Origin of the sequence: Flagellimonas hymeniacidonis (assembly GCF_008040165.1) — a bacterium.
Taxonomy (GTDB): domain Bacteria; phylum Bacteroidota; class Bacteroidia; order Flavobacteriales; family Flavobacteriaceae; genus Flagellimonas; species Flagellimonas hymeniacidonis.
Window position 1 is genome coordinate 374,355 of sequence record NZ_VRUR01000002.1, and the last position, 16,981, is coordinate 391,335.

At 36.8% G+C, this 16,981-nt stretch carries 16 protein-coding genes; 7 read left to right on the forward strand and 9 right to left on the reverse strand.

Annotated elements, in window-relative coordinates:
- The first annotated feature begins 11 nt into the window (after positions 1 to 11).
- Together FVB32_RS10500 and FVB32_RS10505 are read left to right on the forward strand one after the other, a co-directional pair.
- The gene (locus FVB32_RS10500; RefSeq protein ID WP_147743753.1) at positions 12 to 794 is read left to right on the forward strand and encodes an alpha/beta fold hydrolase; all 783 of its coding nucleotides are present in this window, start codon (positions 12 to 14) and stop codon (positions 792 to 794) included.
- A 5-nt stretch (positions 795 to 799) separates the two neighbouring features.
- Entirely contained in the window at positions 800 to 1,303 is a 504-nt protein-coding gene (locus tag FVB32_RS10505; RefSeq protein WP_147743754.1) for a hypothetical protein, read from the forward strand.
- Between the two features lie 175 nt (positions 1,304 to 1,478).
- Here the strand turns inward: FVB32_RS10505 and FVB32_RS10510 are convergent, their stop codons facing one another.
- From FVB32_RS10510 to purU, 3 genes are all read right to left on the reverse strand, one after another.
- On the reverse strand, positions 1,479 to 3,002 hold the full coding sequence (locus FVB32_RS10510; protein ID WP_147743755.1) for a helix-turn-helix domain-containing protein: 1,524 nt from the start codon (positions 3,000 to 3,002) through the stop codon (positions 1,479 to 1,481).
- 362 nt (positions 3,003 to 3,364) lie between these two features.
- On the reverse strand, positions 3,365 to 4,066 hold the full coding sequence (locus FVB32_RS10515) for a DUF4197 domain-containing protein (protein WP_147743756.1): 702 nt from the start codon (positions 4,064 to 4,066) through the stop codon (positions 3,365 to 3,367).
- A 70-nt stretch (positions 4,067 to 4,136) separates the two neighbouring features.
- Positions 4,137 to 4,985: a formyltetrahydrofolate deformylase gene (gene purU, locus FVB32_RS10520; RefSeq protein ID WP_147743757.1), complete on the reverse strand. Its 849-nt coding sequence runs from the start codon at positions 4,983 to 4,985 to the stop codon at positions 4,137 to 4,139.
- A 142-nt stretch (positions 4,986 to 5,127) separates the two neighbouring features.
- Here purU and FVB32_RS10525 point away from each other — a divergent pair, with 142 nt between their 5' ends.
- Positions 5,128 to 8,586 carry a methylmalonyl-CoA mutase family protein gene (locus FVB32_RS10525; protein ID WP_147743758.1) on the forward strand — a complete coding sequence of 1,153 codons (3,459 nt, stop codon included), beginning with the start codon at positions 5,128 to 5,130 and terminating at the stop codon, positions 8,584 to 8,586.
- A gap of 24 nt (positions 8,587 to 8,610) precedes the next feature.
- Here the strand turns inward: FVB32_RS10525 and FVB32_RS10530 are convergent, their stop codons facing one another.
- Positions 8,611 to 9,012: a hypothetical protein gene (locus FVB32_RS10530; protein WP_147743759.1), complete on the reverse strand. Its 402-nt coding sequence runs from the start codon at positions 9,010 to 9,012 to the stop codon at positions 8,611 to 8,613.
- Positions 9,013 to 9,133: 121 nt separating this feature from the next.
- On the opposite strand from FVB32_RS10530, the gene FVB32_RS10535 reads away from it, so the two are divergent.
- Together FVB32_RS10535 and FVB32_RS10540 are read left to right on the forward strand one after the other, a co-directional pair.
- Entirely contained in the window at positions 9,134 to 9,583 is a 450-nt protein-coding gene (locus FVB32_RS10535) for an Lrp/AsnC family transcriptional regulator (RefSeq protein WP_147743760.1), read from the forward strand.
- Positions 9,584 to 9,653: 70 nt separating this feature from the next.
- Complete coding sequence (locus tag FVB32_RS10540) at positions 9,654 to 11,072, forward strand: alpha/beta hydrolase (RefSeq protein ID WP_147743761.1); 1,419 nt, start codon at positions 9,654 to 9,656, stop codon at positions 11,070 to 11,072.
- Here the strand turns inward: FVB32_RS10540 and FVB32_RS10545 are convergent.
- On the reverse strand, positions 11,059 to 11,796 hold the full coding sequence (locus FVB32_RS10545) for a DJ-1/PfpI family protein (RefSeq protein WP_147743762.1): 738 nt from the start codon (positions 11,794 to 11,796) through the stop codon (positions 11,059 to 11,061). The genes FVB32_RS10540 and FVB32_RS10545 overlap by 14 nt on opposite strands.
- A gap of 86 nt (positions 11,797 to 11,882) precedes the next feature.
- Here FVB32_RS10545 and FVB32_RS10550 point away from each other — a divergent pair, with 86 nt between their 5' ends.
- The gene (locus tag FVB32_RS10550) at positions 11,883 to 12,521 is read left to right on the forward strand and encodes a DUF1684 domain-containing protein (RefSeq protein WP_147743763.1); all 639 of its coding nucleotides are present in this window, start codon (positions 11,883 to 11,885) and stop codon (positions 12,519 to 12,521) included.
- A 60-nt stretch (positions 12,522 to 12,581) separates the two neighbouring features.
- Here the strand turns inward: FVB32_RS10550 and FVB32_RS10555 are convergent, their stop codons facing one another.
- From FVB32_RS10555 to crcB, 4 genes are all read right to left on the reverse strand, one after another.
- Entirely contained in the window at positions 12,582 to 13,652 is a 1,071-nt protein-coding gene (locus FVB32_RS10555) for an outer membrane beta-barrel protein (RefSeq protein WP_147743764.1), read from the reverse strand.
- Positions 13,653 to 13,766: 114 nt separating this feature from the next.
- Positions 13,767 to 15,023, reverse strand: coding sequence for an ammonium transporter (locus FVB32_RS10560; protein WP_147743765.1), 1,257 nt, complete (start codon positions 15,021 to 15,023; stop codon positions 13,767 to 13,769).
- A 32-nt stretch (positions 15,024 to 15,055) separates the two neighbouring features.
- The gene (locus FVB32_RS10565) at positions 15,056 to 15,394 is read right to left on the reverse strand and encodes a P-II family nitrogen regulator (RefSeq protein ID WP_147743766.1); all 339 of its coding nucleotides are present in this window, start codon (positions 15,392 to 15,394) and stop codon (positions 15,056 to 15,058) included.
- Between the two features lie 267 nt (positions 15,395 to 15,661).
- A complete protein-coding gene (gene crcB, locus FVB32_RS10570; protein ID WP_147743767.1) occupies positions 15,662 to 16,036 on the reverse strand; it encodes a fluoride efflux transporter CrcB in 375 nt (124 codons plus the stop codon).
- Between the two features lie 539 nt (positions 16,037 to 16,575).
- On the opposite strand from crcB, the gene FVB32_RS10585 reads away from it, so the two are divergent.
- Positions 16,576 to 16,962: a pyrophosphohydrolase domain-containing protein gene (locus FVB32_RS10585; protein ID WP_147743770.1), complete on the forward strand. Its 387-nt coding sequence runs from the start codon at positions 16,576 to 16,578 to the stop codon at positions 16,960 to 16,962.
- Positions 16,963 to 16,981 lie beyond the last annotated feature (19 nt).

Below are 16,981 nucleotides of genomic sequence, written 5' to 3' on the forward strand. Positions count from 1 at the left end.
AAAAAACAGCTTTGCTTCATTACACCATATACCGGCACGACGTTTCTGAAGATTGGGTGACCTTTGTTCATGGAGCTGGTGGAAGTTCTACTATATGGTATAAGCAGCTAAGAGATTTTAAAAAAAACTTCAATATCCTACTATTGGATTTAAGGGGTCATGGAAATTCCAAACCCCATATAAAAGACGTTTTTAGCGAAAAATATACCTTTGATTCCATTACTGATGATATTGTTGAGGTGTTGGATCATGAACATATTGAATCCTCTCATTTTATAGGGATTTCACTAGGCACTATTTTGATTAGAAATTTGGCCGAAAACTACAGTGACCGAGTAAAAAGTATGGTAATGGGTGGAGCCATAATGAAGCTTAACTTGCGTTCTCAAGTGCTTATGCGTCTAGGAATAGTATTTAAATCTATAGTTCCCTATTTGTGGTTGTATAAGTTTTTTGCTTTTGTCATCATGCCCAACAAAAACCATAAAGAATCTAGATTGCTGTTTGTTAGGGAGGCCAAAAAGCTGTATCAAAAAGAATTTATTAGATGGTTTAAATTAACATCGGAAATTAATCCCTTACTTCGATTTTTTAGAGCGGTGGATATTAAGATTCCAACCTACTATATTATGGGAGGTGAAGATTATTTATTCCTGCCAACAATTAAAAAAGTGAGCAATACCCATACAGAATCTACCTTGTATGTTATTGAGAATTGTGGACACGTAGTGAATGTAGAAGCCCCTTCAGTTTTTAATGAAAAAGTAATAGACTATTTACAAAACTTAAAATAAGACAGATGAAAAAACCGATTACAGTACTGATGTTTTTGGCTTTCTTTTTTGTGAATGCCCAAAATGATGCTTCCTGTACCTGTTGCTCCGAAAATCATATGGCTTTTGACTTTTGGGTAGGAAATTGGGAAGTCACCAATGCAAATGGCACCCCAGCAGGAACAAGTAAAATTAGTAAGGAAGAGGGAAACTGTACTATTAGGGAGAACTGGACAAGTGCAAGCTCAGGATTCACAGGGACAAGTTTGAACTTTTTCAATACCACTACTAAGCAATGGGAACAACTTTGGATTGATAATGCAGGGACTTTTCTAAAGCTTAAGGGAAACCGGGTAGGAAATCAAATGATACTCTCTTCTGATGAGTTTAAACAAGATGACGGGAAATTGTATAAAAACAGAATTACATGGACCAAAAATGAAGATGGAACGGTAAGACAACTTTGGGAGGTACTTCAAGGAGAAAAAGTAACGAACACTGCTTTTGACGGATTGTATAAAAAAAAGTAAAACAGCCCAAGGTATGGTATTGCTGACTAATTCAAATATGTACCTAATATAACCGAAGAATATGTGTAAGGTGGTCCAGATGGGCTGTTTCAAAATATAAGATAGTCAACCATGTCCCGTTTACGGCAAACCCTTATCAACCTTTACCTTACCGATTTAAGCTTACCCAACTTACTTAAACCTGTATCACATTTTTTTGAAATTCCGAAGGCGTTAATTGGGTATCCTTCTTAAAGGCCTTGTTGAATGTTACCTTATTATTATACCCTACTTCATAAGCTACATTAATAATGTTCAGTCTCCTAGATTTGTCTTGCAAAAGCAATTGTTTGGCCTCATTGATTCGGTACATATTTACAAACTCGTGAAAACTCACCTTAAAATGCTCGTTGATTATTTGTGACGCATTGTGACGGGTTGTATTGAGTTTTTGGGCTACCATATCTAAATTGATATGATTTTCTTTGTAAATCTTGTCCACGGCAAACAGATACACTAGATTTTCTTTCAATTCATGCGATAGACTTGGAGTGAGCCCCGATTTTTCATATTTCGGGAATAATCTATTTCTGTATGCATAAGCACCACTAAAAACGTCTGGTTGTATGTTGGCAGAATATCCTACATAAATAACCATTAAAGCCATAGCTGCTATTGAAGTGTCAAATAAAATGCCAGAGGTATACCCGTTAATGATTACCAGCCCATAGGCTGAGTAGGTTAATACATACGAAATATGTATGTGATATACGTTTTTCTGCCATATCTGATTCTTTGAATCCAAAAGCTTTTCTCGCTTACTTTTTAAATAGACCTGTCTGATGAAATAGCCATAGATAGTAAGGGAAATAATTTTTAGAACCACCAATAAAAAAAGTTTGGCAGAGTCTTGTGGGTTAAGCCCATTTTGAAGCCTGGTAAGCATAAGCTGAATCTTGCTTTCCCCAGAAAATAGATACACATTAAAAGTTAAATAGCTTAGTAGAATTATAGTGGGTATCAGATGAAGAATATCTGAACGTTTAAAGGTGTATTTCTCGGAAATGTTTTTGAAGTAGAAAAATAGTAAAGGGCCATATAAAAAGGAGGCCCATGTGGACATTAAATAGGTATGGGGATAAGCAAACATATAATTTGCTCTATTTATGCTTAAATGCAGAATAAAAAAGGAATGAATAAAAATAAAAAGGGCAATCAGAATTCTCGATGTAGGATGAATCTGTTTGTTTAAACTAATAAGAAACACTACATAAAACCCAATCAAGGCAACAAATAGGTAGAGCAATGACCAAGTGGTAACTTTTGGGATTACTTTTTCAAAAATCCCATTAAATTCAGCAGATTCGCGAATGGGATCAAAGCCTTCATTCAAGAGAAAATTGGGATTAAACTCCAACTGAAGATATTCATTTAGATTATCTATAGATTCTGGAGGATTTTCAAGAGCGGCTTGACTTAAAGCAATTTTCTTGAGAACATGGGTTTTTTCAATGTTTGGGTTGTACAGGTTCTTCTCATAGATTTTTATAGCTTTTTTATATCTATGAATGTTGTAGTAGTAATCTGCCCATTCCAAAGAATCTTGAAGGACAATAGGGGTTAGTTTATCTTCAAATTCGGCATTGTTTTTGTTTGTCTTTGCAATACAAGACAAGCATAGAAGAAAAAATAGAAAAACAAGGGAGCCTGATCTTCTCATTTAAGTTAGTGAATTAGCCTTCTTTGAAATTAGTGAATAAACCAACTTGAAATGTTAAATAAATCTTAAAAACCGTAATCCCCGATAATAGTTTACCTTTTGCCCTTTTTTTTGATTTCTAATTTTGATGCCAATAAATGGTTGATTAGTAGTAATTTGTACAAATGAAAAAACCGGTGCGTACACCGGTTTAAACTAACTAACTCAAAAAAATGCTAACTCAGATAATTCGTTGCAAAACTCTTATTCCACCTTTTTGTAAAGGTTAATTTAATATTAGGAATATGTTATAATTGCTTTGGATTATTGTGATAAAAACGATATTCGTTCTTATTTATTGCATAATTAAGAAAAAATTATAATTAATCTTGCAAAGCAAACACCTTTTTTAACAATTCTGTAGTTCTAGATCCAATTTTAGTCCTAATTTCTTTTTCTTCGATGGCAATCATGGTATAGACACCATCCAAGGCTTCTTGGGTTGTATAATCCGTTAAATCTGGATTTACATCAGTGGTAAGGGGTAGTTTATTGTACCTAGTAATAATTTTATTCCAAATTTGGTCAGCTCCCACTTTCTTAAAGGAATTCTTGATAATGGGATTAAACTTATCATACAATTTAGTTTTGGTGTTTTGCTCTAAATAAACAGTAGCGGCATTATCATTACCTAATAAAATTTGTTTCGCATCTCCAAAGTTTATACCCTTTACGGCATCAACAAAAATGGGTGTTGCTTCTTTTACAGCATCTTCGGCAGCTCTGTTGAGAATACGAAGGCCTTCATCAGCTAAATTTCCTAAACCAACATCTCTTAAGGTTTTGTCAACTTTTTTTAACTCATCAGGAAGTAAAATTTTCACCAATTCATTTCTAAAGAAGCCATCTTTAATCGCTAATTTATTGACCTGTTTTTCAATTCCTAGATTTAACGCATCACGTAATCCTTGGGCAATTTCAGCATTTCCAATACCTGTAGTTTGTGGTAGCTGATTTACAACTTGTTGTAGTTCTGTACAACCAACTAGCTGAAAAACAGCAAGAATAAGCAGTATTCGTTTCATGTTTATACTTTTTATAGTTACTGTGAAAATACTGCTAATGACCAAAAAATCAATTTTTTGGAATGGATATTTAAGAAAATATCACGGTCTTATTGTTGTAAACAATTGTTTTTCTGGCCACATGTAGCTGAACAGCACGAGATAATACAATTTTTTCCAAATCTCGTCCTTTGGCAATAAAATCCTTGATGGAATGAGAATGCGAAACTGTGGTGACGTCCTGTTCGATAATAGGCCCGGCATCAAGTTCAGCCGTTACATAATGACTTGTTGCCCCGATAATCTTGACACCTCTTTCAAATGCTGCATGATAGGGTTTCGCGCCAGCGAACGCCGGCAAAAATGAGTGATGAATATTGATAATTTTCTGTGGGAAAACATCTATTACTTTCGGAGATAAAATTTGCATGTATCTGGCTAAAACAATAAAATCTACCTGGTGCTCCTTTAATAAATCCAATTGCTTCTCTTCAGCGATAGCTTTAGTTTCTTTTGAAACCGGTATATGGAAGTATGGAATCTGAAATTGGTCAGCTATATATCTTAGATCATCATGATTGCTGGCAATAAAAGGGATATCCACTAACAACTCGCCAGAATTATGTCTGCTTAACAGGTCATAAAGGCAATGATTGTATTTAGACACAAAAATGGCCATTTTCGGTTTTGTTCCATCTTTATAGATATCCCAATGCATATCATATTTATTGGCCAACCTTTCCTCAAATTGGGTTTTAAAAACTGATAATTCAATATGGTTTTCAAAATCACTTTCCAAGCGCATGAAAAACACTCCTGCTTCCTTGTCAACATGTTGATCCAGATAAATAATGTTTCCTTTTTCTCCATGAATGAAATGGGTCACTGAACTTATAATTCCAGATTGATCTGGACAATGGATGAGTATGGTGAGTTTCATGGTGATTATTTAATGGGATAAAATTATGATATTCAAAAAAAGTAACTCAAAGGCCAAGTGATTTTTATAAAATTCTAACTAAAATCAATTATAACTTGCATTTTCTGTAAATTGCGTGTCTAAATCAGACCCTTTTTTGTCAATGGAGCAAATAAACCCATATCAGCCCAAAAATAAGATTAGAATAGTCACCGCAGCATCGTTGTTTGATGGTCATGATGCCGCCATTAATATCATGAGAAGGATTATACAGGCCACGGGTGTTGAAGTTATTCATTTAGGACATGATAGGAGTGTTGCAGAGGTAGTGAATTGCGCTATTCAAGAAGATGCAAATGCCATCGCAATGACGTCATATCAAGGAGGACATAACGAATATTTCAGGTATATGTTCGATTTGCTTCAGGAAAAAGGAGCAGGTCATATTAAAATATTTGGCGGCGGGGGCGGCGTTATTCTTCCTAAGGAAATAGAGGAGTTGATGGATTATGGGATTGAACGGATTTATTCACCGGATGATGGCCGGGAAATGGGGCTTCAAGGAATGATTAATGATTTGGTAAGACGTTGTGATACCAAAGTGCCAAGTTTAGTACTTCCAAAAGGAAAAAAAATCCAAGATTTACTCCTAAGTAGAAATGAGAATACATTAGCTCGACTGATTTCTTTAGCTGAAAACAGGCATGAAGAATTTGAGCAATATCAAACAGAAATAAGCACTGATAAAAATCAAACCCCTGTTCTTGGGATAACGGGAACTGGTGGAGCTGGAAAATCTAGTTTGGTAGATGAGTTGGTCCGACGTTTTTTAAGTGACTTCCCGGACAAGCATATTGGTATTATTTCCGTAGATCCCTCCAAAAGAAAAACTGGGGGTGCTTTATTGGGTGATAGAATTCGGATGAATGCCATAAACAATGAAAGGGTCTATATGCGATCCTTGGCAACAAGGCAATCCAATTTGGCATTATCCAAACATGTGTCCGAAGCAGTTCAAGTACTTAAAGCCGCACAATTTGATTTGATTATTCTAGAAACATCCGGTATTGGCCAATCAGATACCGAAATTCTTGAACATAGTGATGTTTCATTATACGTAATGACCCCCGAATTTGGGGCCGCTACGCAGCTTGAAAAAATTGATATGCTGGATTTTGCGGATGTAGTGGCCATTAATAAGTTTGATAAAAGAGGGGCTTTGGATGCGCTTAGAGATGTGAAAAAACAGTATATGCGCAACCATGGTCTGTGGGATGTAAAACAAGATGACCTTCCAATTTTTGGAACAATTGCTTCCCAGTTCAACGACCCTGGTATGAATACTTTGTACAAAGTATTAATGGGTACATTGGTTTCAAAAGCTGGCTCCACTTTGGTTTCAAACTTTGAGGTTATTCATGAAATGGGAGAAAAGATATTTGTAATTCCTCCGGCAAGAACAAGATACCTGTCCGAGATTGCAGAGAGCAACCGTTCTTTTGATGCGAAAGTAGAGGATCAAGTTAACATTGCACAACAGCTGTATGGTATCTTTTTAACCATTGCATCAGTTGTAGGTTTGGATTTAGGGAAAGCCGAAAAACACCTCTTAACTAAATCTGGATTGGATGAAAAAGCGATTTTGGTTTCTGCCAAACAAGAAAGTGATAAAGATTTTCTATCCCTTTTGATTAAAGAATTTGACAAGGTTAAAATGAATCTTGATCCTCATCATTGGGAAACAGTTTTAAAATGGAATGAAAAAGTAAATAAATACAAATCCGAACTTTATTCTTTTAAGGTAAGAGGAAAAGAGGTTAATATTAGAACACATACCGAATCATTGTCCCATAGCCAAATACCAAAGGTGGCATTGCCAAAATATCAAGCTTGGGGAGATGTTTTACGATGGAGTTTACAAGAAAATGTACCTGGTGAGTTTCCGTATACCGCTGGACTGTATCCTTTTAAACGTGAAGGGGAGGACCCAACAAGAATGTTTGCGGGAGAAGGAGGTCCAGAGCGAACCAACAGACGTTTTCATTATGTAAGTCTGGATATGCCGGCAAAACGCCTTTCTACCGCATTTGATTCTGTTACCCTTTATGGAAATGACCCAGACCATAGACCAGATATTTATGGAAAAATAGGAAATGCAGGAGTTTCCATCTGCTGTTTGGATGATGCCAAAAAATTGTATTCAGGATTCGATTTAAGTAACCCAATGACATCGGTGAGTATGACCATAAATGGGCCAGCACCGATGCTTTTGGCATTTTTTATGAATGCTGCTATTGACCAAAATTGTGAAAAGTATATTAAAGAAAATAACCTCCAAGAAGGGGTAGAACAAAAAATTTCAGCACTTTTCAAAAAGAAAAAAGAGGCAAGACCTTCGTATTTTGGCAAACTTCCCGAAGGGAACAATGGACTTGGTCTTATGCTGTTGGGCGTTACCGGAGATCAGGTCCTACCCAAAAATGTGTACCGTGATATTAAACAACAGACTCTTAACCAAGTTAGGGGAACGGTACAGGCCGATATTTTAAAAGAAGATCAGGCGCAAAACACCTGTATATTTTCAACAGAGTTCGCGCTAAGACTAATGGGTGATGTACAAGAGTATTTTATTGAGCATCAGGTTAGGAATTTCTATTCTGTCTCCATTTCTGGATATCACATTGCAGAAGCTGGAGCGAACCCGATTACCCAACTTGCCTTTACACTGTCCAATGGCTTTACCTATGTGGAGTATTATCTAAGCAGGGGAATGGATATTAACGATTTTGGCCCTAACCTTTCCTTCTTTTTTTCTAATGGGGTGGATCCAGAGTATGCTGTAATTGGCAGGGTTGCAAGAAGAATTTGGGCAAAGGCCATGAAAGAAAAATATGGCGCCAATCCACGGGCACAAATGTTGAAATACCATATACAAACCTCAGGTAGAAGCCTTCATGCCCAAGAAATCGACTTTAACGACATCAGGACAACATTGCAAGCGCTTTATGCTATTTACGATAATTGCAATTCCCTTCATACCAATGCTTATGATGAAGCTATTACAACACCAACTGAAGAATCGGTGAGAAGGGCGATGGCTATCCAGCTGATTATCAATAAAGAATTGGGGTTGGCTAAAAATGAAAACCCGATGCAAGGTTCTTTTATAACCGAGGAGTTAACGGATTTGGTTGAAGAAGCCGTATTGTTGGAATTTGATAGAATTACCGAACGTGGTGGGGTTTTGGGAGCCATGGAGACGATGTACCAGCGTTCCAAAATTCAAGAAGAAAGCTTACATTATGAAACACTAAAACATTCTGGTGAATATCCTATAATAGGAGTGAATACCTTTTTAAGTTCTAAAGGGTCTCCAACCATATTGCCTGCGGAAGTCATTCGTGCTACAGAAAAGGAAAAGAAAAATCAGATAGGAACGCTGCAAAGTTTACATACTAGGCATAAAACTGATGCTGAACTTCAGCTTACGGCACTTCAACAAAGCGCTATAAACAATGAAAATCTTTTTGAGAAGCTAATGGAGGTAAGTAAATACTGCTCGCTTGGACAGATCACCAAAGCATTATTTGAAGTGGGAGGGCAATATCGCCGTAATATGTAAATGCTGATTCAAAAGTAAAATGGATTAGTCACTTCCATTTTGGAAAGACTTTCTCCACTTTTTAAATGAAGTTCTAAAGGTCTTAATTTCCCTTCTTAAAAGGTTTAAATACTCCTTTTCTTTAACCCCATCCCTTTCAAGACCATTACAATAGGCCAAAATATTACGGGTCATGATATTGATGAAAGTCAAGCTTTTCATTCGTACAGAATACGAGTTACTCAAGGCGGCTTGTTCAACTTCCTTGGTAATAAGTACGGCATCTGTCATCAAGGATTGCGTTATATCGTCCCTAAAACTGTCGTATTTTGTGAAGGCCAAGATGTCCTTGTTATGGGAAAAATAAGCAGCAATAGCTTCGCTTAAGTCGCGTAAGGCTATTGATTTACGATATACACCCAGAGAATTTAACGAATTTCTCTCCATTTTTTCAAAGCAATTTGTAACCATAAAATTACATCTGAAAAAGATATTGTACCTTTGTTTTACAAAGTAAAAAAGAGTAATTGCTTTTGAATATTAATTAAAAACTGTTTTTACTTTAAATATGAAGATAGATGGTTTAAACTGGGAAATCTTGGGCTATTTGCAGCAAAATGCAAGGGAATCTTTTGCGAATATAGGCCGTAAAGTAGGGTTAACACCACCTGCTGTGGCCGAACGGGTAAAAAAGATGGAAGACCTTGGGATTATTGAAAGCTATGGTGCGAGCGTTTCATATGCCATGGCTGGCCATCAGCTAAAAGCTATTATTATGTTGAGGGCATTTATGGGCAAGCTAAAACCGTTTTTAAGCAAGGTGAAATCGTTTGATGAAGTGGTCAATTGCTACCGAATTACGGGAAACGAAAACATTATTATGGAGGTGGTCTTAAAAGATCAGTCGCATCTAGAGAAATTTATTGATGAATTGATCGTTTATGGTGAATGTAGAACACATATAGTCTTGTCTAACATTGTAGCCAATGCTCCAATTAAAAATGGTAAGGTTTACTAGGTATTTTAGATTATTTTTAAAGGACCACAAAAACTTTTCTTTTTGGCCAGATTTTTGTTGTTGAAGAGTTATGAAAAAAAAATATGCTATACTTTTTCTTTCCGCAGTTTTCTTGCAATCTGCGTTAGCCCAACAATTAGTTTTAAAAAAAGGAACAATTCTAGAGGCTTTGCCCGTCAATGATTCGGTTGCTACAGATACCTATTCACTTTATTTACCAACGAATTTTACCACGGATAAAAAATGGCCCTTATTATTGATTTTTGATTTAAATGGAAAGGAAAAACAAGCATTATCTATGTTTGTTCAGGCTGCAGAAGCAGAAGGATATATATTGGCTGCACCTCAAATTTTGGATAGTGTCTCGTTGTCCAATAGTATGATCAAAACAAGTAAGGTAGTGCAAAGAGTGGCTAACATTCTCCCTATTCATAGATCTAGAATATACACTGCCGGGGCCTCCTCAGGTGCCCGTTTTGCGAATTTAGTTCCAGTGTTTATAAAAGATGTAAAAGGTGTTATTTCTATTGGAGCATCTATTGCTAATACGGATTTGCTAAGCGTAAAACGTCCGTTTCATTTTGTTGGTATGACCAATAAGAATAACTACAACTTTACGGAAATGCTAGCTATAAAAAAGGTTTTGGACCGATTCAGATTTCCGAATCAAGTACTGATATATGAAGAACAAACCGATTGGCCGAGTCTTGATTATTTAAAAAAAGCATTGCAATTATTTACCTTGTCTTCAATGGGTAAAAGGGTAATTGCAAAGGATTCTGTATATGTTGAAAATGCTTTCCAAGAAGACATTGCAAAAGTGAATCAGCTAAAAAATACGCAAAAATTGCTGCAAGCAGAGCAGTATATGAGCGAGATGATGGCCACCTATGGAGTTCATAAGAACCTGGATTCTTTACGGGCGGTCCAGAGAGATTTACGTCGAGATAAGGTTTTTAGAGGGATGAAAAGAGCCGAAAATGCAGCTTTTTTTAAGGAAACCTTGCTAAAGGAAGATTATCAATATTATATTGAAGAGGACGTGGTAACCCACAATTTCAATAATTTGGGTTGGTGGAACTATCAAAAAAGTGAAATAGATAAATTCATCTCTGGGAGTAATCGCTATGAGAAAGAAATGGGGAATAGACTCCTTGGGTATGTAAATGCTTTGGCTGAAGATAATATTGATATCGTAAATTCCGAATCTTTGATAGATGAAGATGCGTTGGCGCTTTTATATATGCTAAAAACAATATTGGAACCGCAAAATTTTGAGTTTTATCTGAAAATAATATCACTGAGTGCAAAAAATGAGGATTTTGGAACAGCTCTCTTTTACTTGGAAGAAGCCCTAAAAAATGGATTTAAGGATATGGATACATTGTATAAGTTGGAAAATACAGCCTTACTTAGGATAACGCCAAAGTTTAATAAATTGGTGTCCAAATATTTAAAGGATGCCCGTTATGATATTATTGAAGAATAAGATTAGGCACATTCTCTAAGTCCCAATCAATAACCAAGCCTCCAGCCAGAGATTCGGCAATTTCCTTTCCATAGAGGTATTCGCACAAATAGAGCGCAGCTTCGAAACTTTTAGCTCCTCCCGCAGAAGTGATAAATTTTCCATCGTGAACAAAAAGCACACTGTCTTTTACCTTAAGTTGGGGGAACATGGCCTTGTATTTTTCAATATCGCTGGGAAAGGTTGTGGAAACTACATCGTCCAAAACCCCAGATTTGGCAAGAACAAAAGCGCCATCACAATGTGAGGTGACAAAAAGCGCATCTTTACTTACCTTTTCAACAAAGGCTATCATAGTGCTGTCCTCCAAATCCGTATCTAAATGATGTTCCGCGCTAGGTACCACTAGGATATCAATTTTTGGAATGGAATCTTGCGTATAATCAAAATCCGGGAGAATCCGAACTCCTTCAAAGGAGGTGATGGGATTTATGGTATTCGCAACCGTAAACGTGTTCATTGCCTTTATGTTCTTTCTGTACTGGGTATGCTGAAAGATATCATAAGGAGCGGTAAATTCGGTGTTGTACACGCCATCCATAATTAAAAATGCAACATTGTACCTGTTAGGGGCCAGTTCTGGAAATTCCCTTTGCGTAGTTAATGCGATATCTCCATCCTGTTTTATTTGTATGCAAGAAATGGAGAATACAAGAAGTGTTAAAACACCTAGTTTTTTTAGCATGGATAAAATATTTTGTTTGGGAGATGGTACTAAGGTACTATTAAGAATGATTTCCGCTACTTTTACCACAAATAATTTATGTGGATATGAAAACAGGGATGCTGACTTTAGTGTTTTTAGTTTTGGCTTGTGGCCCAGATAAAAAATATCATACTTCAACTAAGGAGGTGAAGTCTAAATCAATAAGGGTAAACGAAATAATGGATTTTCAACGTGAGTTGAATGCCACTTTCAAAAACCCGGAAACATCGCCATTACCTGACAGATTTAGAAAGGATTTTGAAGGTTTGGATTTTTTCGAACCGGATACCACCTACATCATTGAAGCAAAATTTGAACGTACTCCAGATGCAGTTCCTTTTTTATTGGATACAACCACTGATGAAAAAACAGAAGAGGTTGTTTATGGTATTGCTCATTTTGAATTAAATGGCACCCAACATCAATTGGAGATTTATCAGACCCCAGCTTTGCTGTCCCAAGAAAAATTTAAAGACTACCTCTTTTTGCCTTTTTTAGATAATACTAATGGTAGTGAAACGTATGGAGGTGGACGCTATATTGATTTGACCATTCCTGAGGGAGACACTATTCTAATTGATTTTAATAAGGCCTATAATCCATATTGCGTGTACAATAAAAAGTACTCCTGCCCTCTAGTGCCAAGGCAAAATTATTTGAGAACTAATGTGAGAGCAGGAGTGAAAGATTTTGTTAAGGATTAAAAAAGCCTTAATCCATTTGGAAAAAGGCTTTCTATTAGCATTAAAAAGTATTTTTTGGGTCTAGAAAGAATATATAGCGGCAAAAAGAACTGAGGCTAAGCTTCCTGTTGGAGCTAGATCATTATCGATAAAAGCATCTTCTGAAGCACTATCCAACCGTATTTCAGGTTTTAGGATTAAATCCCCAATAGTTGCACTTCCAGTTAATGTCACTGCCAACACGCTTGAATCTCCATCGGCGTCTGAAGCTCCAATTGCTCCAAAGAAATCGCCTTCCATAAAGTATTCTCCACGAAGACCAATAGTAAAGTTTTCTGAAGTAGCCAGTTGCGGGTACAATGCCACACCTGTAAAACTTCCTCCGTCATCTTCTTGACTAAAGTGTGCTGCATTTATTCCTAAAAAGAAATCTTCAGACAAATCAAATCCACCTGTATAATCAACTTCAAAACCACCTTGACTGTACAAGAAATTTAAGAATTGTCCTGAATATCCCAATTGTGCACCAACGGCATAATCGCCTGTGCCGTTAAGTTCGGTTAAATCCGTAGGATTCATAACAGCAAGCATTGCCGACCACTCGTTTCCTAAATCAAAGTCTGCCTTTAAACCAGTATGGCTAAAAGGGCCGTAAGAAAATAAATAGGATGTGCTATAGTTGAAATTAGCTGCAGGAGAAATTACTTCGTACCCTAAAAAGGTGTTGAAATTACCAAAAGTCAAGGTTACTGCATCACTTACATTCCAGTATACATATAATTGATTAATGACCTCACCAGTACCACCTCCGGCAGAGTTCAAATATTGTGGTGAGTTAAATGTTGCATCTGATCCTCTTGGGCCGAAAACCAAATCAGCCACAAACCCAACTTTTTCACCTTCATACGCGGCGATTACATTGGCCATACCTAAAGAAAACCCGTCTAAATTGGCAAATGAAGACCCAGGGGCTATGGCATCTTCACCGTTGGGTGCAGTAAGGTTGGTTCGGTAATACGCATCAACTGTTCCACTAAATTCAAATTTTGGTTTTGATTCTTCTTCTTCCTGTCCAAAAGCAGTTAGTGATAACAAAGCCAAAGCTGCAAAAGCTAAATTTTTTATGTATTTTGTGTTTATAATCGTTTTCATAATCTTAATTATTTAGGTGCTCTTATAAAGAGCTTTAATTTTTAATTGAGTATTGTAGTTGAAAAGGTTATTTAACGGAGCGTTCTGCCAAACGCTCCGTTTCCTTTTTATATGTTAGTGTTGATTCATTCTAAAATCTGCGTAGGCATCCATGCCGTGTTCGTGGATATCCAAGCCTTCCAATTCTTCTTTTTCGGAGACTCTTAAGCCAGCAACTTTCTTAATGGTGAACAATATGATAAATGCAGTAAGGGAGCAGAATACTGCCGCCGCACCAACACCAGCCAACTGTACTAGGAACTGATCCACCCCAGCAAGTTCTCCAAATATGCCTACCGCCAAGGTTCCCCAGATACCGCAAATTAAGTGCACTGCTACGGCACCTACAGGATCATCAAGCTTAAGCTTGTCGATAAGGGCGACTCCGAATACGATGATGATACCCGCTAGAAGTCCGATAATTACTGCCTCGTTGGGAGACATTTGATCTGCGCCTGCTGTGATACCTACCAATCCTCCAAGAATACCATTCAAGAACATGGTTAGATCAAAGTTCTTGTATTTGATCCATGAGGTTAAGAATGCTGAAACTCCGCCTGCTGCTGCTGCCAAACATGTGGTTACCAATACCAATGAAGTGCCCGCTGGATCTGCTGAAAGTACGGATCCACCATTAAACCCGAACCATCCTAACCAAAGGATGAGAACACCTGCTGCTGCCAATGGCAGGTTGTGACCAGGTATAGCTTTTGGTTTTCCATCTTCTCCAAATTTTCCAATTCTAGAGCCTAAAAGATAGATGGCAATCAAAGCTCCCCAACCGCCTACAGAGTGAACCAGTGTGGAACCGGCAAAATCATAGAACCCTTCTGCATCTCCATAAGATAATGAAGAAAGGAATCCACCACCCCATTGCCATGAGCCCACTATTGGGTAGACAAGGCCTACATATATAATTGTAAAAATCATAAAGCCACCAAGTTTAACCCGTTCGGCTACTGCTCCAGAAACAATGGTTGCTGCGGTTGCGGCAAACATTCCTTGGAACAAGAAATCTGTCCACCAAGTGTAACCTCCATCTGCATAGTCTGGGGTCATTCCGCCTTCAGGCGCTGCAATTCCAAAACCTGCGAATTTAAGAAAGCCCATATCGCCGTCCTCAAATCCTGGATACATTAAATTGAATCCGCCTATATAATATAATAGGAGTCCAACACATATAATAAATACATTTTTGAATAAAATGTTTACCGTATTCTTTTGTCTGGTAAGGCCAATCTCTAAGAAAGAGAAACCCAAGTGCATAAAAAACACTAGAGCGGTACAAACCATCATCCATACGTTATTCGCTGTAAATAATCCTGCGTCCATAATCTTTAAATATTGTTAGTTAGTTTAGTTGATTAGTTTATTCCGGCGCTCCCGCTTTCTTTTGTTCTTACTCTGTATGCTTCAATAACATCGGAAACAAAGATTTTCCCGTCCCCTACATTTCCTGTGGAAGCAGAATTCAATAAGGTTTCTACGGTGCGGTCCAAGAAGTCATCTGATACTACAATGACCAAGTACCTTCTCTGTATATCTGAAGTACTATAAGAAATACCTCTATACACATGTCCTTGTTTTTCATTACCTACTCCCGTTACATCCCAGTAACTGAAGAAGTTTACCTCAATCTCATGAAGTGCTTTTTTCACCTCATCAAATTTTGATTTTCTAATAATTGCCTCGACTTTTTTCATAATAAATAGTTAATTGATGAGCCAAATATATGTTAATTCATTTAAGACCATAAATATTTAGGGGTCATTGATTCAATTTTTATAGTTTAAAAAAAAATACCCCTATAATTTTAGGGGTATCTAATAATAAATATGATATTATTGGATTTTTAATGATTTTTTACGCAAACGATGGCTGCATGTCAACGATTTAAAGCACAAATCATCGATTTTGATGAAAAATGTTTAATAACCAACAAATGGAATTATGAAAAACTGATTTTATAACTACTCTCCAAGTTTTGAGAGCCAAAGGCCAAGTGCAACGGCCAACACACCCACTACAACACTAGCAATGGTGTACACAGAGAAATGAAAAAGTTCACTATTTTTTAGTAGACTGTGCTTTTCAAAAGCAAAAGCGGAAAAGGTGGTAAATCCGCCACAGAAGCCGGTAGCCAAGAACAATGAGTTGTTCACAGACAGTAAATTGTTACGTGAGGACAGTCCTAGAACAATGCCAATAAGAAGACAGCCAAACATATTGACCAAAAAAGTACCTAAGAAGAAATTTTGTAGTAAAACATTTAAAGGCTTTGATAAAACGTAGCGAAGAACACTACCCAATCCGCCGCCTAAAAAAACAAGTAAAGCCTGCTTCATACCCTAAAGGTACAAACTAAACAGCTTTCTTGTATTCAGTCTCAGAAGACTCACGAGGCAGAATTTTTGTAAGCGCTGTATCTGAAGCTTTTCGAGCAGAGTTTTTAGTCTTGTTACTGGCTCCATTAACACTAAACACTAGCAGGATTGCATTAATTGCCAGTAAAATGAATAAAATGCTTAAAAATGTTGTCATTGGAGGTTGCCAAACTATAGTTAAACAAAAGTACGGCTTTTCCTATAGTCTACGAGTTGCTCTCTGATAAAAGTTGTAAAATGCTTGATTTTTGTAGGGAAATCAATATTGTTGTTAATTTTTAAGAAAGTGCTTAACTAGGAACAGGAATATTATGAATGTGATAAAAGAAATCAAAATCCATTTTACCCCTTTATAATTTTTTTGGTGAGTGGATTTGTCCTTTCTGTACATCGACGCTATAATGACAATAAAAACTACTACAAATAGTGCCGCAAAAATTAATTGTCCTGAGCTGAACATATTTTATATTTTTATGCAAAACTAAAGCAATTCAAGTATAATGGAAAGTAAAATAAAGGCAGTTGAACTGTTTCATAACTCTTTTGGACTTGGTGTGTCCCAAAAACCCACAGCCAATTTAGGTACTGACAAAAACCTACTTCGATTCAATCTTATGGATGAAGAAAACAAAGAGTACCTAGAGGCTGCAACTAATAATGACCTTATTGAAGTAGCCGATGCTTTAGGGGATATGCTATATATTCTTTGCGGTACCATTTTGGAACATGGAATGCAATATAAGATTGAAGAAGTGTTTGAAGAAATTCAACGAAGTAATATGAGTAAGCTGGGGGAAGATGGCAAGCCCATTTATCGTGAGGACGGAAAAGTGCTTAAGGGCCCCAACTATTTTAAACCGAATATTCAAGGGGTATTGGATAAATAAAAAAGGGCGTCTTAGACGC

Excerpts from the sequence above, each read along its gene's own strand:
- FVB32_RS10505 (WP_147743754.1), top strand. The coding sequence starts at position 800 with ATGAAAAAACCGATTACAGTACTGATGTTTTTGGCTTTCTTTTTTGTG.
- FVB32_RS10510 (WP_147743755.1), bottom strand. The coding sequence starts at position 3,002 with ATGAGAAGATCAGGCTCCCTTGTTTTTCTATTTTTTCTTCTATGCTTG.
- FVB32_RS10515 (WP_147743756.1), bottom strand. The coding sequence starts at position 4,066 with ATGAAACGAATACTGCTTATTCTTGCTGTTTTTCAGCTAGTTGGTTGT.
- purU (WP_147743757.1), bottom strand. The coding sequence starts at position 4,985 with ATGAAACTCACCATACTCATCCATTGTCCAGATCAATCTGGAATTATA.
- FVB32_RS10525 (WP_147743758.1), top strand. The coding sequence starts at position 5,128 with ATGGAGCAAATAAACCCATATCAGCCCAAAAATAAGATTAGAATAGTC.
- FVB32_RS10530 (WP_147743759.1), bottom strand. The coding sequence starts at position 9,012 with ATGGAGAGAAATTCGTTAAATTCTCTGGGTGTATATCGTAAATCAATA.
- FVB32_RS10535 (WP_147743760.1), top strand. The coding sequence starts at position 9,134 with ATGAAGATAGATGGTTTAAACTGGGAAATCTTGGGCTATTTGCAGCAA.
- FVB32_RS10540 (WP_147743761.1), top strand. The coding sequence starts at position 9,654 with ATGAAAAAAAAATATGCTATACTTTTTCTTTCCGCAGTTTTCTTGCAA.
- FVB32_RS10545 (WP_147743762.1), bottom strand. The coding sequence starts at position 11,796 with ATGCTAAAAAAACTAGGTGTTTTAACACTTCTTGTATTCTCCATTTCT.
- FVB32_RS10550 (WP_147743763.1), top strand. The coding sequence starts at position 11,883 with ATGAAAACAGGGATGCTGACTTTAGTGTTTTTAGTTTTGGCTTGTGGC.
- FVB32_RS10555 (WP_147743764.1), bottom strand. The coding sequence starts at position 13,652 with ATGAAAACGATTATAAACACAAAATACATAAAAAATTTAGCTTTTGCA.
- FVB32_RS10560 (WP_147743765.1), bottom strand. The coding sequence starts at position 15,023 with ATGGACGCAGGATTATTTACAGCGAATAACGTATGGATGATGGTTTGT.
- FVB32_RS10565 (WP_147743766.1), bottom strand. The coding sequence starts at position 15,394 with ATGAAAAAAGTCGAGGCAATTATTAGAAAATCAAAATTTGATGAGGTG.
- crcB (WP_147743767.1), bottom strand. The coding sequence starts at position 16,036 with ATGAAGCAGGCTTTACTTGTTTTTTTAGGCGGCGGATTGGGTAGTGTT.
- FVB32_RS10585 (WP_147743770.1), top strand. The coding sequence starts at position 16,576 with ATGGAAAGTAAAATAAAGGCAGTTGAACTGTTTCATAACTCTTTTGGA.